Here is a 16,722-nt window from a genome sequence, read left to right on the forward strand (position 1 = left end):
CACACCCGATGATTTTAAAGATGTAGTAGATAATTCTGATTTGATTGGAGAGGATAAAACTATTGATGCAATCTCTGGTATGTGGTATTGGCAAAAAGAAAACATTAATTCAAAGGCTGACAGTATAGGGGAAGGATGCACGCTTAAGGAATTTAAAAAGATTACTCTAGCAATAAATAAAGCTGCTTTAGATGATGATAAAAGAAAAGAAATTTTTGATCATGCAATTAAAATATTAAAATAATTATGAAGAGAATATATCTATTGCTGAGTATAACTCTAAGCATATCAACTAAGGGGCAGATTCCAACTATACGTCAATATTTACAGGGAATTTGGAAAATGGAATGTTGTGATCCTGATTATTGGGTTTATAATAAGAATCAAATATATTGGGTTAATAAAGATACTACTCAAAACTATTTAAAACCGAATAGTTTATATTGTATACCTAGAACTCCTATTTTCAACTATAATAAATTTTATAACAAAGCATATAAAGAAAAAATACCTTTAGATTCTGTTGATTTTGATCGCCCATTTTATTTAGAGGAAACAACAAAATCAGAAATTTTTTATGTTCTCTATTATGATAGTACGGATATTGTCCATAATCAATGGCTAAAAGTTCGAGATAATATTTCTCGTCTTAATTATGACTACTATATAACTCCTAAGGAATTGAATCACTTCTATGTTTGGGATGGTGGGGCTCCATCAGCAATTGTCAATTACAATCGCATACTTTCGCCACCTAAATATGTCTTAGATTTTTATAAAAAAATTGCTTTTGAAAGTTTTAAGAAAATCAGATTTCAAAAAAGGTTCATTCTTGATGATTCGTTTACATTAACAAAAATGTATCTAATTGAAGGCGACGAAGTAGAAATATTAGAAGAAAAGTTAGTAAAAGGCATAAGTTGGCTAAAAATCCGATACTACGGCTCGAAAACCATCGAAGGCTGGATAAAGAAAACAGATGTAGAATAGCTATATATAATAAAGCAGGTCGGAAGGCTTGCTTTTCTTTTTGGCAGATCAATGTTCCCCCCCCTCATCTGTGTCCGTATAAATGAGCAAAACGTAAACAACATCGAAAATATCTTCCGTGAACAACAAACAGGTAAGAATTTGCTCGCCTTGACTCAAAACTTTTTTTGCTATTGCTTTATAACTGCCAATGAGTATAATTTTCAATTCCCCCAAAAAATCAGTTTGAGCCAGCATCATTCATCCTCCTGCTATTGTCAATTATTATAAAAAGGGTTATTTTGCCATACATTTTCAACTAAAAATCTTTATGAAAAAACTGAGACTATTATGCAATTTAACCATTGCAGCTCTACTACTATTCCTGAGTACTTTTAAGTCATTGGCACAAAAAATTCAATGGGATAAAAATTCCAGTTCATACACCAATCTGGAAAAAGGTGAAATTGTCAGAGTAACCTTACCTGACAAGCAAAAAAAAGTTGTTGCCTCTTCTGAACTGCTTACCCCTAAAGGTGCTAAAAACCCTCTCTCCATTCGGAGTTATGACTTTTCCGAAGACAATCAGAAAGTCATGATTTTTACTAATACCAAAAAGGTTTGGAGATATCACACCAGAGGTGATTACTGGGTGCTGAATTTAGTTACAAAAGAACTGAAGCAAATTGGTAAATCTTTCCCTGAGTCATCTCTGATGTTTGCCAAATTTTCTCCAAACGGGCAAAAAGCTGCCTACGTCTGCAAGCATAATATCTACGTGGAAGACCTTTCAGCGAATCAGGTAAAAGCGCTTACCAGCAATGGTACAACCAAATTGATAAATGGTACTTTCGACTGGGCTTACGAGGAAGAATTCAGCTGCAAAGACGGCTTCAGATGGAGTCCTGATAGTAAATCCATCGCCTACTGGCAGATTGATGCCAATACAATCAAGGATTTCTACATGATAAACAATACAGATTCTATCTATTCTAAAATCATTCCGGTAGAATACCCGAAAGTTGGCCAGAAACCTTCTGCCTGCAGGATTGCTGTAGTGAACATCGCAACGGCAAAAAGTGTCTGGATGAAAATTCCGGGAGATCCTGCCAACAATTATATTCCGAAAATGGAATGGGCTGCCAATTCTTCAGAATTAGTTGTTCAGCAACTTCCGCGCAAACAGAACGAAACCAAATTGTTTTTATGTAACGCCGCTTCCGGAGAAGCCAAAGCTTTTTATACAGAAACAGATAAAGCCTGGGTGGATGTAAATAATCGCGGGGATGATGCCATTGGCTGGGATTGGTTGAAAAATGGTAAAGATTTCATCTGGTCTTCGGAAAAAGACGGATGGAAACATCTCTTCAAAATTGGGAAAGACGGGAAAGAAACTCTTCTGACGACAGGTGCATATGATGTAATCAGCTTTCTTGGTTTTGATGAAGAGGGAAATAACCTCTATTTTACAGCATCTCCGGAAAATGCGACGCAGCAATATCTTTACAAAACAACACTCGATGGTAACGGAAAAGCTGAACGCCTTTCTTCGATAGATCAACTAGGTACTCATAATTACAATATTTCTTCTAATGGGAAATATGCTCAGCACAGTTTCAGCAGCAGCCTTTACAGCCCTTCTTCTGAACAGATTTCTCTGCCGGATCATAAACCATTGAATGAAAATGAGAGTATTAAAGCCAGATTAGCCAGAATCAAGCCAGCCAGACGTAATATCGAGTTCTTTCAGGTAACCACTGAAGATAATGTTACCATGGACGGCTGGATGGTAAAGCCTTTTGATTTTGATTCTACCAAAAAATATCCGATCGTATTCCATGTATATACCGAACCTGCCGGTGCTACCGTAAAAGATAGTTATGGTTACGGCGTAAATAGCCTTTATATAGGTGATATGGCTAAAGAAGGCTACATCTATGTCTCATTAGATGGAAGAGGAACTCCTTCTCCGAAAGGAAGAGAATGGCGGAAATCAATTTATCGAAAAATCGGGCAAGTCAATATCAGAGATCAGGCTATGGCTGCTAAACAGCTTTTAAAACGAGCTTATATTGATTCGTCAAGAGTAGCGGTATGGGGCTGGAGCGGCGGTGGCTCTACGACCTTAAACCTGCTTTTCCAATATCCTGAAATTTATAAAGTCGGTATTGCAGTTGCTGCGGTTGCCAATCAGCTTACCTACGACAATATTTACCAGGAAAGATATATGGGAGTTCCACAGGAAAACCCTGAAGATTTTGTAAAGGGTTCCCCTATTACTTATGCCAAAAATCTACAGGGAAAATTGCTGTATATCCATGGAACCGGAGACGATAACGTTCATTATCAAAATGCGGAAATGCTCATTAATGAACTCATTAAATATAACAAACAATTTCAGGTAATGCCTTATCCTAACAGAACACACAGTATCAGTGAAGGAGAAGGTACTGACTTACACCTGGCTACTTTATTTACCAATTATCTGAAACAAAACTGCCCTCCGGGTGCAAGATAAGCAGAAAGACTAATTATTCTAAAAAGGTGTTGGGAAACCAGCACCTTTACTCAGGCCCAAACCTGAGTTCCCTCTGTACAGTTTTTACACATTTCTATATCCGAACGGGATTTTATCAGAGTTTGTCTGAACTGCCGGTAAGCTTCTCCCTGCCAGAGTTCTGTAAAAGTCTGGTTCTTCATATCTCCCAACCTGTGGTGCGCATCTTTATCAAAACAACAGGGAACCACCAGCCCGTCCCAGGTAATTACACAGGAATGCCACATTTTCCAGCAATGATCTACCAGTTTGTTTTTGATTTTAAAAGTCCCGTCACTTTTCTGAGAATACCTCGAATATTTATCAATCGTCGGAATCAGTTCAGAACCCTCTTCATAATCATAAATCTGAGCTGTTTTCAAGCCTACTTCATCTACGCCCAATTCTTTCGCCAGTTGTTTTACTTCCTCAATCTGATGTTCGTTAGGTTTTACGACCAGAAACTGGAAAATCACATGAGGGGTACTCGATTTAAGCTCTTTTTTCCATTTAAGAATATTTTTTGTACCCTCAATCACTTTGTTCAGCTTACCCCCTACTCTGTATTGTTCGTACACTTCCTGTGTCGTCCCGTCAATCGAAATAATAAGTCTGTCCAGACCTGATTCCACGGTTTTTTTTGCCTGGGCATCTGTCAGATAATGAGCATTGGTTGATGTGGCAGTATAAATTCCCTTTTTCGAAGCATATCCAACCAGGTCCAGAAACTGTGGATGTAAATAGGGCTCTCCCTGAAAATAGAAAATAAGGTATAATAAGGTATCTGAAAGTTCATCAATTGTTCTTTTGAATAAATCCCCTTCCAGCATACCTGTAGGGCGTGTAAATGAGCGTAAACCACTCGGACACTCCGGACATCGCAGGTTACAGGAAGTAGTTGGTTCAAAAGAAATACTCATGGGCAAACCCCATTGAGAGGGCTTTTGTGAAACCTTGGAAGAATAAAAGCCGGAAATTACTTTCACAGCATTCCAGGCCCTTCTGAAGGTAAGCTTACTAAGAAAATTCAGCCCATCACTGATATTACTATTCATACGTTGTCTAATAAGATATTAATCGCAAGAAGTCAGACTTTAGAAGCGCAATTTTGTTTTTGGATAAAATTCAGACAAATCCTAATGAAATTAATTAACCTCCACGATATTAACAGGTCTCTCTCTTCAATCTTTTTTTGTGCCTCATTTTCCACGGCCCATGTCTCATTTCCCGTACTCTGACACCCCTAACAACGTTAAAGTTACTCCAAACATTTCATATAATCAGGACAAGTCATTATTCAAATCTCTTTATTTACTTTTATTTTTAAGTTGAAACTTTATTAACCTGAAAAACTATGAATAACTCAAGACGTGATTTTATTAAAAAACTGAGTGGTAGTTCTGCCTTAATGATAGGTGGTGCCAGTATTGCTGAATCCTATGGAAAAACATTTATTTTACAATCGGAAGCAAAAATTACCGCAAATGATACCGTTCGCATTGCACTCATCGGTGCCGGTATAATCGGCCATTATGATCTGGGAACAGCACTCAAAGTACCAGGAGTAGAATTGGTGGCAGTTTGCGATTTATATGACGGAAGATTGATTCGTGCCAAAGAAAAATGGGGGAACAACATTTTTACAACCCGTGATTACAGAGAAATTCTTCTCAGAAAAGATATAGATGCCGTGTTGGTCTGTACTTCAGATCATTGGCACGACAAAATTTCAATTGATGCCATGAATGCCGGGAAACACGTGTATTGTGAAAAACCGATGGTTCATCACATCGAGGAAGGACAGGCTGTAATTGATACCCAAAAGAAAACCGGAAAGGTTTTTCAGGTAGGAAGCCAGACAGCCAGCTCTGTAGCTACAGCAGAAGCTCGGAAGTATTTCGAACAGGGAATTATCGGAGATTTAACCTATGTGGAAGTTTTCAGAGACCGGTCTGATGCCAAAGGAGCCTGGCAATATACCATTCCGAATGATGCTTCTCCCCAAACAGTAGACTGGGACAGATACCTTGGCGATGCTCCTAAAGTACCTTTTGATGCCAACAGATTCTTCAGATGGAGAAATTACAAGGATTATGGAACAGGTTTAGCAGGTGATCTATTTGTACACAATGTCACTGGACTTCATAGCGTAACAGGTGCTATCGGGCCAAATAAAATATACTCTCTGGCTGCCTTAAATTACTGGAAAGATGGCAGAGATGCCTATGACCTGATAACCGGAATCATGCAATATCCTAAAACGGCCAAACATCCTGCTTTTCAATTTGTAACGAGGGTAAATCAATCTGACGCCAGCGGTGGAATTAATTCAACAAGATATGTCGGAACAGAAGGTGTTATCGAAATGGGCTGGACAGGTTTTACCGTAAGACATTTCAAAAGGCCTAAAGCGCCGGGGATCGGCGGGTATGATTCTGTGGAAAGTTTCCCTAAAGCTCAACAGGATGAACTCATGAAAGCTTATAACGAACTTTATTCGGCCGAGGATAAATTGTGGCAGAAAGATCCGGAAATCAAATTCCAGGCTCCGGATGGTTATGATGACAGATTAGACCATTTTATCAATTTCTTTGAGTCAATAAGAACCGGAAAAGCCGTATTTGAGGATGCCACTTTCGGTCTGCGTGCTGCAGCGCCATCATTAGCCTGCAATCTCAGTGCCCAATTACAAAGACCAGTGAACTGGGATCCGATAAAAATGAAAGTATTACCTTCATAAATAAAAAAGAGAGGCTTTTCAGCCTCTCTTTTCTTTGCTCTATCCGTATAACTCTTTCTTCTGCTCTTTTACTCTTGCATCTGAAATATAATCATCGTAAGTCATTAACTTATCGAGGTATCCTTTCGGAGCTAATTCGATAATTCTTGTCGCAACAGTCTGAGTAAGCTGGTGATCATGACAAGTAAACAAAACCGTTCCTGAAAAATCTACCATCCCGTTGTTCAGGGCCGTAATAGATTCAAGGTCAAGGTGGTTAGTCGGTTCATCAAATACACAAACATTAGCACCAGAAAGCATCATTCTTGAGAACATACAACGTTGTTTTTCTCCTCCGGAGATTACTGTACATTTCTTAAGCGCTTCATCTCCTGAGAAAAGCATTCTTCCGAGGAATCCGCGGATGAAACTTTCGTCTTTTTCAGTAGAATACTGACGAAGCCAGTCAACCAGATTCAGAGCTCCGTCTGTAAAATACTTTGTATTATCATTTGGCAGGTAAGTCTGTGTTGTGGTAATTCCCCATTTGAAATCACCGCCGTCAGCCTTACGTTCTCCCATAAGGATATCAAACATTGCAGTTACAGCCAAACCACCCTGGCTGAAAAACGCAACTTTATCGCCTTTATTAAGGGTGAAAGAAACGTCTTTAAAAAGATAAGAACCATCTTCCGCTTTAGCAGAAAGGTTTTCAACTGTCAGCAACTGATCTCCGGCCTCTCTTTCAGGTTTGAAATTGATGAAAGGATATTTACGAGAAGAAGGTTTAATATCGTCCACCTGAAGCTTATCAAGCATTTTCTGACGGGCAGTAGCCTGTTTAGACTTAGCCACGTTAGCAGAGAAACGTCTGATAAATTCTTCGAGTTCTTTACGTTTTTCTTCCGTTTTCTTATTCTGATCAGATCTTTGGCGGGCAGCTAACTGAGATGATTCATACCAGAAAGTATAAGTACCACCGTACAATTGAATTTTACCAAAATCCAAATCCGCAATGTGTGTACACACGTTGTCCAGGAAGTGACGGTCGTGAGAAACTACAATTACAGTATTTTTAAAGTTCTGAAGGAATCCTTCCAACCACATAATTGAATCAATGTCAAGGTTGTTGGTTGGTTCATCCAATAACAAAATATCAGGGTTTCCGAATAATGCCTGTGCTAAAAGTACTTTTACTTTATCCGCACCATTCAGTTCTTTCAATAAAGAATAGTGCTGATCTTCTTTGATACCCAAACCACTCAGGAATGCGCCGGCTTCAGACTCAGCTTCCCAGCCATTCATTTCAGCAAATTCAGCTTCCAGATCTGCGGCACGGTTTCCATCCTCTTCTGTAAAATCTTCTTTGGCATAAATCGCATCTTTTTCGATCATAATATCAAAAAGGCGCTTATTTCCCATAATAACCGTCTGTAAAACAGGCACTTCTTCATATTCAAAGTGGTTCTGCTTCAGAATTGACATACGCTCACCCGGATTCATGCTTACTGAACCAGTCTGCGATTCCAATTCTCCTGACAATATTTTAAGAAAAGTAGATTTTCCGGCTCCGTTTGCCCCGATTAAGCCGTAACAGTTACCTTCAACAAACTTGATATTAACTTCTTCAAAAAGGACCCGTTTGCCGAAACGGAGTGAAACATTAGATACGTTGAGCATTATTTTTAATTTCGGATTTCATCAGTAAGGTAATTTTGCCATTTACTTTCTCTGATGGAACGACCTGAACTTCTTTCGGGTACGTTTCTATTGCATTTCTAAATAAAGTGCAAATTTACTACATTGCAGCCACATAGTCACGCAGCTGATTCGTTTAATCACAAAAAAATCATTAAATTTTAATTATGACCCCTGTAATTCTTTCCCGGCTTCAATTTCAGCATTTAGTTCTTGATTCTTTGCTGGAAAATGTATCATCAGAAAAAATCAGCACCCGGCCCGAATCAGGTAAATGGTCAATTTTAGAAAACATCTGCCACCTCGGAAGGTACCAGGAAATTTTTCTGGAAAGAATCGAATTGGTGCTGCAAGGAGAAAAACCTCTTTTTGAAAGATATGATGCAACCCTGGACGATGGTTTTACCGAATGGACAAAAAAGGATTTTGAAGAAATCTTACAGGAATTAAAAATTTCCAGAATCAGTATGATCCAGCGGATCAGTGCTTTATCAGAAGAAGAGGAATTACATAGCGGATCACATCCGGTTTATGGAGATATGACTATCAGAGCCTGGTGCGACTTTTTCCTTTTGCATGAAGCGCATCACCTTTTTACCATCCTGAAACTCAAAGCATAATTATTTAGTTTCTCAACTGTTTATTCCTTTTAAATCCATTGAGTCAACAAATGAAAGAATCTGCTGAAAATGAAGTCCGGCAACTTTACGGCCGGAAACTGCGGCTCAGGGTTTGCGGAATTTGTCTCAGCAATGACAGGATTCTAATGATCCGCCATTCAGGAGTAGTCGAAAACGAAGATTTCTGGAGTCCTCCGGGCGGAGGTTTACAATTTGGAGAAACAGCTCATGAGGCATTAATCCGGGAATTTAAAGAAGAAACCAACCTGGAAATAGAGGTTGGGAAACTGCTTTTTGTCAACGAATTTCTGGGACCTCCGCTCCATGCCATTGAGTTATTTTTTCAGGTAAACTGTTTAAACAACGACATGGTCAGAGGGTATGACCCGGAAATGAAAAATCAGATTATCGAAGAGATACGATGGATGACCTGGAAAGAAATCAAAGCCATAAAAGCGCAAAATCTGCATAGAATATTTTCACTGGTGAATAGTTTTGAGGAGTTCAGCCATCTGGATAATTTTCTTGGTCAAAATCATCAATAATCCAATAAAATTCCCTGGAAAGCGCTCCTTTAACTAGATTATATTGAGCTACTGGCTTTATTTTTCAATAAATTTATAATTTTACAAACCTTAACATACTATTCACGTACTTTAAAACAATTTTGGAAAACATCATTACCATAGCTCCACAACTGAAAATCAGCAATCCTGCCTTTGATATCGAGTCAATCGCTCAATATAATATTTGCCAGGAAATCACTGAAAGCCGTTTCCGTTTTTGGGTTATTGACCATTTAAGTAATGAGTATATATGGTTGGAAGACTTCCATTTACAGGTTCCGGGAGAAGAGCTTAGTGCATTTGAAAGCCTGAAACTCATTTATTCAGAACACGATTTTTTAAAGTCAAACAAGTGGAAAAGTGTTAAAATCACTATTAACAACCAATCATTTACACTAATTCCTGCTGACATTTTCAGAAAAGAATACGCATTAAGGTATTTGCAGTTAGCCAAGGGAATGACCATCGGAAAAGATGAAGAAATTCATCAGGATCTGATCCCGGAGCATGAAGTTATCAATGTTTATAGTTCAGAAAGGGAATTGTATAACTGGTTTTCAGAAACATATCCTTTGATGGATGTACAATTTTCTCATCAAAGCAGCCAGATGATTCGTTTTGCACTGGCTTACGGAGCAGAACAAACGGCTTTTCTCTATCTGGAAGAAAAAACGGTTACGATGGTAGTCAGCCATGAAGGAAATTTGAAATTTTGTAATCGTTTTTCTTATGAAAATGCCCGGGACCTCGTTTATTACGTTCTTTTTGTCATGAATGAAATCCGGATTGAACCTGATGAAATTCTTGTCAAACTATTCGGGGAAGTCAGTGATGAATCTGAAGAGTTCAACCTTCTGACTAAATATTTACCTAAAATTCAGATTGGAGGTATTCCGGGCGAGACTTTGCGCTTTCAGGAAATCCCGGCACATCGTTTTATCAATTTATACCTCTAGTAATTATCTTAAAAATGGCCAAAAAAATCGCCTTTTTCCCTGGTTCTTTCGATCCTTTCACCAAAGGTCATGAAGATATTGTCCTGAGAGCCCTGTCCCTATTCGATGAAATAATCGTAGGTATCGGACACAATGCCAATAAAACAAGGTATTTCTCTTTAGAAAAAATGACGGAGTGGATTGAAGCCACTTTCGAAGGAAAACCTGTTAAAGTAGTAACTTATAATGATCTGACAGCCAATGTGGCCAGAGATATGGGCGCTGGGTTTCTGCTGAGAGGTTTGAGAAATACCACAGATTTTGAGTATGAAAACTCTATTTCTCAGGTAAACAGACATCTTGTGGAAGGGTTAGAGACAATATTTCTGATTACCTCTCCGCATCTGGCTCCGATCAGCTCAACTATTGTCAGAGATCTTCACAAATACGGAACAAAAATTGACGAATTTATTCCTTACAACATTCACGAGTAACAGATTTCTGTCCATAAAAAAAGCACAAGCCCGGTTATAGAACTTGTGCTTTTTTTATGTTAGTCCTCCGCTTCATAATAAGTTTCAAGAACATATCTGATTGAAGTATAAGAGTTTAACATAGCTACTCTGATTTCTTTTCTTTCCATCCAGGACAATTTTTCGATATTTTCCTCTATCTGCGGTTTCATTTTCGAATCATCCAGCAAATCCATCTCATACCATTTGGTTTGTTTGAGAATTCTTTCACTCTTCTGGGTGTAAGTATGATAAGTTGTACATATTTTTTTGCCCAATGCTACCCTTACATTACATTCCTCTTCTACTTCTCTTACCGCGCCGTCTTTGGGCTTTTCATTCCTTTCCAGTTTTCCTTTAGGCAAATCCCATTTTTTATAACGGTACATCAGCAAAAGTTCTCCCTTTACATTTCTTACAACTCCTCCCCCTGCTTTGATTACCTGATAAAGTCCCTTTATAAATGCTTTGGTTTCTTCCGGATTTTTAGAAAACAGTACAATCGACTGTAAGTGAGACAATGGATTTTCTTCTAAAATTCTGAAAAGTCTTTCGATAGTCGGGTTAGTAACATTCAGCAGTAAGACATGCCCTGACAAACTTTCCGGCTTAATTACTTCAAGTTGAGCATCAATCAGGCGGTCATATTCCACATCTGCCTGGATCTGCTTTGCTTTTTTTTCACCCACAATTTTGATGGGGCGGTCATTAATAAAAATTATCATTGATTTGTAAATGTTCTCCTTGGAATAAAAGATCTGACTTGTCGTAATTACACCTTAAAAATAACAATGTTAAGAATAATGTTTCGCAAAATTAAGATTTTGTCTTAAAAGATAAGCCAGACTTTTTAATTTTGCATTTGAACATGACAAATATCGAATGCTCTTTCGATATTTAACCCTTCAAACTCAATTTATGGAACAAACCACCATTGCACAGAATGTAGCTTCAATGCTACTTGAAATCAAAGCTATTCGCCTTAATCCAGACAAACCGTTTAAATGGGCATCCGGCTGGAATTCTCCAATTTATTGCGACAATCGTGTTTCTCTGTCCTATCCTAGCGTAAGAACCTATGTAAAAGATGCTATTTCTGCTGCTGTGAAGGCTTATTGGCCTGAAACTGAAGTAATTGCAGGTGTTGCTACTGCCGGGATTGCTCAGGGGGCTTTGGTGGCTGACTTCCTTGATTTACCTTTCTGCTATGTTCGTCCTGAACCCAAAAAACATGGCATGGGTAATCAGATTGAAGGTCAGGTTAAACCGGGTCAGAAGGTTGTATTGATTGAAGACTTAGTATCTACCGGAGGTAGTTCATTAAAAGCCGCTGATGCGCTTCGCGAAGCTGGCGTAGAAGTATTGGGGATGATTGCTATTTTCACTTATGGCTTTGATATCGCCAAACAGAATTTTGCAAGCAAAGGCGTTGATTTTTATACTCTGAGCGATTATAACACTTTAATTTCAGAGGCTGTAAAAAACAATTATATTTCTGAAAGCCAACTCATTACTTTACAGGAATGGCGTAATGATCCGGCAAACTGGAATGCCTGATATCGAGAAGCCCCGGAGCTATTCCGGGGCTTTTTCATATATAAAAAGCATAAAATCCCGGAAATTTCACAAATATACCAGTGAGTATTTCTTGCCGGGCAATGATCTCACTATGCCCTGAAATTCAAGATTAAGGAGCAAAGAAGCTAATTGCCCCATATAAATCTGGGTTTTCCAGGCCATTTCATCTATCTGCATTTCCCTGTGTTGTCTTAACAGGAAAATTACCTGACTTTCATTTTCAGTAAAACCTGTTAAGTCAAGCTCTTTCGGGTGGAGTTCAATATGCTGATCCGGAGCCGAAAAGTTCCAGTTCATTGAATCAATAAAGTCGCTTGTTCCGGTAAAAATCTGTGCCTTATTATTGCGGATTAACCGGTTACAGCCTTCAGAGGAAGGTTTTCCAAGAGGCCCCGGTACCGCAAAAACTTCCCGGTGGTAATTATTGGCAAATTCTGCGGTAATCAATGCTCCTCCTTTCGAAGCTGCCTCCACCACAATAACCGCGTCTGACATCCCTGCGATAATCCTGTTTCTTTGCGGGAAAAAACGTTGATCCGGTTCTGTTCCAAAAGTATGCTCCGTCAGCAATCCTCCGTAATTTATCATTTGTTTCGCCACTGATTTATGGCTTTTCGGATACACAATATCAATACCACTGGCCATAACGCCAATGGTTTCAACCTGACTTCTCAGGGATGCCCGATGTGCAACAATGTCTATCCCGTAAGCCAGTCCGCTAACGATCAGGGCATTATATTGTTTCAATTCTGAGACAAGCTGCTCCGTAATCTGTTTTCCGTATTCCGTTGACTGACGTGTACCAACAACAGCAACCACACGCTGCTTGTTCAAATCAGCATTTCCCCGGTAAAAAAGCAATACAGGCGCATCATACAATTGTTTCAGACGTGCGGGATATTCAGGGTCTGTATAGAAAAGAAGTTTCGTTCCCGAATCATCAGCCTGCTGCAATATTTTCCGGGCCTTCTCCAGCACAGACTTATTCTGAAGACTATCGGCCAGAATGTTTCCGATATGAGGTATTTTAAGAAGCTTACCTTTGGGGGTTTTGAAAACCTGTTCTGCCGATCCGCAATAACTGATTAATTGCCGGACCAGAACATCACCGATTTTGGGGATGAGGGTTAAAGCGATCTGGTGTAGTTTTTTTTCCGTAGTTTCCATAAAGAAAACAAAGATAAAATTTACACCCCGAAATGTCTAGCTGACTGGAAAATAACGAATGAACTCTTAATTTTATCTAATGAATCGAGCATTTTCGATTGATTTTCATCAAAATTTTCAATTTATTTTCTGAAAATTAAAAAAAGAATGGCTGATATCTGTAGCTGATTTTACTCTTCTTCCGGCAGAAAATTATCGGGATTTGACTCTTCTGAATCTGATTCATTTTCATTATCAAGTCCTTTTCTCAAAAATACCAGAAAGTCTTTCAGATCTTCCAGTGTCTTAATTACTTCAGCATTCTGCGGTTTTTTATACTCTTTTGTTCTGATAGCCCGCTTCGCCCCTTCAATGGTATACCCCTGAGTATCAATCAGATTTACCAGTAATTTCACATGATCAATATCTGCCGAAGTATATTTCCTGTCACCTGCACGATCACGCTTAGGTTTTAATGAAGGGAACTGTTCTTCCCAAAAACGTAATTTTGAAATATTCATTTCAAACATTTCAGCTACTTCTGAAATCGAATAATATCTTTTGGTCAGTTCCATATTGGGCTGATGCACGATTTGTCTCATCGTGTAACAATTAAGCTACTTTTTTCTGTAAATTTGCGAAATTTCTGTCAGGAACTACTTAAATAAAAGCAATCCCTTACATCGAAATTAAAAACAAAATCCGAAACAGCAATGACTGAGTCGCAAATCCGAAATTAATTCATGATGACTTCCAAAGAAATACGTCAACAATTTTTAGACTTTTTTAAATCAAAAGAACATTTAATTGTACCTTCTGCTCCATTAGTGGCCAAAAATGACCCTACTTTGATGTTCAACAATTCGGGGATGGCTCAGTTTAAAGATTTCTTTCTGGGAAATGGTACTCCCCCGTCAAAAAGAATTGCTGATACCCAAAAATGTTTAAGAGTTTCCGGAAAACACAATGACCTGGAGGATGTGGGTTTTGATACTTACCATCATACCATGTTTGAAATGCTGGGAAACTGGTCGTTTGGCGATTATTTCAAAAAAGAAGCATTGAGCTGGTCATGGGAACTGCTCACGGAAGTTTACAAATTACCGAAAGACAGAATCTACGTTTCGGTATTTCAGGGTGATGACAAAGACGGCGTGCCTTTCGATCAGGAAGCATGGGATATCTGGAAAGCCATTGTTGGAGAAGAACGTATTATTTTAGGAAATAAAAAAGATAATTTCTGGGAAATGGGTGAGACTGGTCCTTGCGGTCCATGCTCTGAAATCCATATTGACTTACGTGATGAAGCTGAAGTAGCGCTGAAATCAGGAAAAGAATTAGTCAATAATGATCATCCTCAGGTAGTTGAAATCTGGAATAACGTTTTCATGCAATTCGAACGCATGGCTGACGGATCTCTCGTGCCGCTTCCTTCCAGACATGTTGATACCGGAATGGGCTTTGAGCGTCTTTGTATGGCTGTTCAGGGCAAACAGTCTAATTACGATACTGACGTTTTCCAGCATACTATTGGTTTTGTCGGTAATAAATGTGGTAAAGTTTACGGACAGGATAAATGGTCTGATATCGCTCTCAGGGTTATTGCCGATCACATCCGTGCTATTGCCTTTGTTATTGCAGATGGTCAGCTTCCTTCAAATAACAAAGCTGGTTATGTAATTCGCCGGATTTTACGCCGTGCCGTACGTTATGGCTATACTTACCTGGGATTCAGAGAACCTTTCATGCACAGCATTATTCCTTTACTGGCTGATCAGTTTGCGGAAGTCTTTCCCGAATTGAAAGCACAGCAGGACTTTGTGGCAAAAGTAATTCTGGAAGAAGAAAACTCTTTTTTGAGAACACTTGAAAATGGTCTGACTCTTTTAGACAAAATTATCGCTGAAACCAAAAGTCAGCAATCAACTGTCATCAAAGGAGATGCCGTGTTTGAGTTGAATGATACTTTTGGCTTTCCGGTAGATTTAACTGCTCTGATTGCCCGTGAAAACGGTTTGTCAATCGATGAGGAGGGTTATAAAGCTGCGCTTCAGGCGCAAAAAGAGCGTTCACGCAAGGACGCCACCACTTCTGCGGAAGATTGGGTGATTCTGGACGAAGATTTTGAAAAAGTCGAGTTTGTCGGATATGACGAATTTGAAACGACCTCACAACTTGTAAAATTCCAGAAAGTTCAGAATAAACAAGGAACGCAATATAAAATTGTGCTTGACAGAACTCCATTCTATGCCGAATCCGGAGGACAGGTTGGGGATACCGGAACTTTAACAATCGGAAACACGGTTATTAAAATAGAGGATACTAAAAAAGAGAATGATCTGATTGTTCATCTGACCTCAGATAAAAACTTTGAAAAACTGGTAGCTGAAAATGGTTCTCAGATTTCTGCAAAGGCCAGAATTGACCTTTCCCGCAGAAATTTAACCAATAACAATCACTCGTCAACACACTTGATGCAGGCAGCCTTAAAACAGGTTCTGGGTGCTCATGTGAACCAGAAAGGGTCTTTGGTAAACAATGAATTACTTCGTTTTGATTTCTCTCATTTCCAAAAAGTTACAGATGAGGAAATTGCAAAGGTTGAGGACATTGTCAATCAGAAAATCCGTGAAAACATCAGTTTACTGGAAGAAAGAAATGTGCCGATCGCAGAAGCTACTACCCGTGGAGCTATGGCACTTTTTGGTGAAAAATACGGTGATTTTGTCCGGGTAATAACTTTCGACAAGAATTTCTCTGTTGAACTTTGCGGAGGAACTCATGTTCCTTCAACGGGTCATATCGGTTTATTCAAAATTATTTCTGAAAGTTCGGTAGCAACGGGTGTCCGTCGTATTGAGGCGGTTACTTCAGAAAAAGCCCTTGCGTTAATCAATGAGCAGTTATCAATTGTCAATTCTTTGAATGATTTGCTGAAATCACCAAAAGACCTTGTTAAAGCTGTTTCCTCATTGATTGAAGAGAAAAATGCACTGGCTAAGAAAATCGAAGTGTTTGAACAGGAAAAATTACAGGAGGTAAAAGAAAGACTTCTGACTAAAATTGTTTCTGTAGGTACGGTTAACGTTATTGCAGAAATTGTAGAGGTGCCTTCGGCAGATGCTTTGAAGCAACTGGCTTATGAACTGAAAGCAAAAATCGGGGATTTATATTGTGTATTAGTAGCTGAAATTGCCGGAAAACCACAGTTAGCGGTTATGATTGCAGATAACCTTGTTGCAGAAAAAGGATTAAATGCCGGACAAATTATCAGAGAGATGGCAAAAGAGGTAAAAGGCGGTGGCGGCGGACAGCCATTCTTTGCTACAGCAGGAGGTTCAGATGTTTCAGGTTTATCAAAAGCACTTGAAAAAGGTAAAAGTTTTGTAGCGTAAGATTAAAGCCCATTAAATTAAGTTTCTTTGAAAGAAGTATTTTCTTCT

15 protein-coding genes are annotated in these 16,722 nt (G+C 38.9%); 10 read left to right on the top strand and 5 right to left on the bottom strand.

Going from position 1 to position 16,722, the window contains the following annotated elements; translation table 11 throughout:
- The 3 genes from BM179_RS25235 to BM179_RS08125 all read left to right on the top strand — a co-directional run.
- The coding region (locus BM179_RS25235) for a hypothetical protein (protein ID WP_177219334.1) at positions 1-244 on the top strand (244 nt) is incomplete at its 5' end.
- A 2-nt stretch (positions 245-246) separates the two neighbouring features.
- Entirely contained in the window at positions 247-990 is a 744-nt protein-coding gene (locus BM179_RS08115) for a hypothetical protein (RefSeq protein WP_092015066.1), read from the top strand.
- Positions 991-1,300: 310 nt separating this feature from the next.
- Entirely contained in the window at positions 1,301-3,487 is a 2,187-nt protein-coding gene (locus BM179_RS08125; RefSeq protein WP_092015075.1) for a S9 family peptidase, read from the top strand.
- Between the two features lie 50 nt (positions 3,488-3,537).
- Here the strand turns inward: BM179_RS08125 and BM179_RS08130 are convergent, their stop codons facing one another.
- Positions 3,538-4,560 carry an SPASM domain-containing protein gene (locus tag BM179_RS08130; RefSeq protein WP_092015078.1) on the bottom strand — a complete coding sequence of 341 codons (1,023 nt, stop codon included), beginning with the start codon at positions 4,558-4,560 and terminating at the stop codon, positions 3,538-3,540.
- Positions 4,561-4,859: 299 nt separating this feature from the next.
- Here BM179_RS08130 and BM179_RS08135 point away from each other — a divergent pair, with 299 nt between their 5' ends.
- Entirely contained in the window at positions 4,860-6,245 is a 1,386-nt protein-coding gene (locus BM179_RS08135) for a Gfo/Idh/MocA family protein (protein WP_092015081.1), read from the top strand.
- A gap of 39 nt (positions 6,246-6,284) precedes the next feature.
- Here BM179_RS08135 and BM179_RS08140 read toward each other — a convergent pair whose 3' ends face one another.
- A complete protein-coding gene (locus tag BM179_RS08140; protein WP_092015084.1) occupies positions 6,285-7,904 on the bottom strand; it encodes an ABC-F family ATP-binding cassette domain-containing protein in 1,620 nt (539 codons plus the stop codon).
- Positions 7,905-8,089: 185 nt separating this feature from the next.
- Here BM179_RS08140 and BM179_RS08145 point away from each other — a divergent pair, with 185 nt between their 5' ends.
- From BM179_RS08145 to coaD, 4 genes are all read left to right on the top strand, one after another.
- Entirely contained in the window at positions 8,090-8,542 is a 453-nt protein-coding gene (locus BM179_RS08145) for a DinB family protein (protein WP_092015088.1), read from the top strand.
- A 50-nt stretch (positions 8,543-8,592) separates the two neighbouring features.
- The gene (locus BM179_RS08150) at positions 8,593-9,087 is read left to right on the top strand and encodes an NUDIX domain-containing protein (RefSeq protein ID WP_092015091.1); all 495 of its coding nucleotides are present in this window, start codon (positions 8,593-8,595) and stop codon (positions 9,085-9,087) included.
- Positions 9,088-9,209: 122 nt separating this feature from the next.
- Entirely contained in the window at positions 9,210-10,064 is an 855-nt protein-coding gene (locus tag BM179_RS08155) for a DUF3822 family protein (protein WP_177219335.1), read from the top strand.
- A 14-nt stretch (positions 10,065-10,078) separates the two neighbouring features.
- A complete protein-coding gene (gene coaD / locus BM179_RS08160) occupies positions 10,079-10,537 on the top strand; it encodes a pantetheine-phosphate adenylyltransferase (protein ID WP_092015097.1) in 459 nt (152 codons plus the stop codon).
- Between the two features lie 59 nt (positions 10,538-10,596).
- On the opposite strand, the gene BM179_RS08165 is transcribed toward coaD, so the two are convergent.
- On the bottom strand, positions 10,597-11,280 hold the full coding sequence (locus tag BM179_RS08165) for an NUDIX hydrolase (protein WP_092015099.1): 684 nt from the start codon (positions 11,278-11,280) through the stop codon (positions 10,597-10,599).
- Between the two features lie 193 nt (positions 11,281-11,473).
- Here BM179_RS08165 and pyrE point away from each other — a divergent pair, with 193 nt between their 5' ends.
- The gene (pyrE, locus tag BM179_RS08170; RefSeq protein WP_310586931.1) at positions 11,474-12,112 is read left to right on the top strand and encodes an orotate phosphoribosyltransferase; all 639 of its coding nucleotides are present in this window, start codon (positions 11,474-11,476) and stop codon (positions 12,110-12,112) included.
- A 66-nt stretch (positions 12,113-12,178) separates the two neighbouring features.
- On the opposite strand, the gene dprA is transcribed toward pyrE, so the two are convergent.
- Positions 12,179-13,300, bottom strand: a complete 1,122-nt coding sequence (gene dprA, locus BM179_RS08175) for a DNA-processing protein DprA (RefSeq protein ID WP_092015103.1) — start codon at positions 13,298-13,300, stop codon at positions 12,179-12,181.
- 170 nt (positions 13,301-13,470) lie between these two features.
- The gene (locus tag BM179_RS08180; RefSeq protein ID WP_092015106.1) at positions 13,471-13,881 is read right to left on the bottom strand and encodes a MerR family transcriptional regulator; all 411 of its coding nucleotides are present in this window, start codon (positions 13,879-13,881) and stop codon (positions 13,471-13,473) included.
- Between the two features lie 144 nt (positions 13,882-14,025).
- On the opposite strand from BM179_RS08180, the gene alaS reads away from it, so the two are divergent.
- Positions 14,026-16,674, top strand: a complete 2,649-nt coding sequence (gene alaS / locus BM179_RS08185; RefSeq protein WP_092016136.1) for an alanine--tRNA ligase — start codon at positions 14,026-14,028, stop codon at positions 16,672-16,674.
- Positions 16,675-16,722: the final 48 nt, after the last annotated feature.

The sequence above is a fragment of the Pseudarcicella hirudinis genome, assembly GCF_900115665.1.
GTDB classification, from domain to species: domain Bacteria; phylum Bacteroidota; class Bacteroidia; order Cytophagales; family Spirosomataceae; genus Pseudarcicella; species Pseudarcicella hirudinis.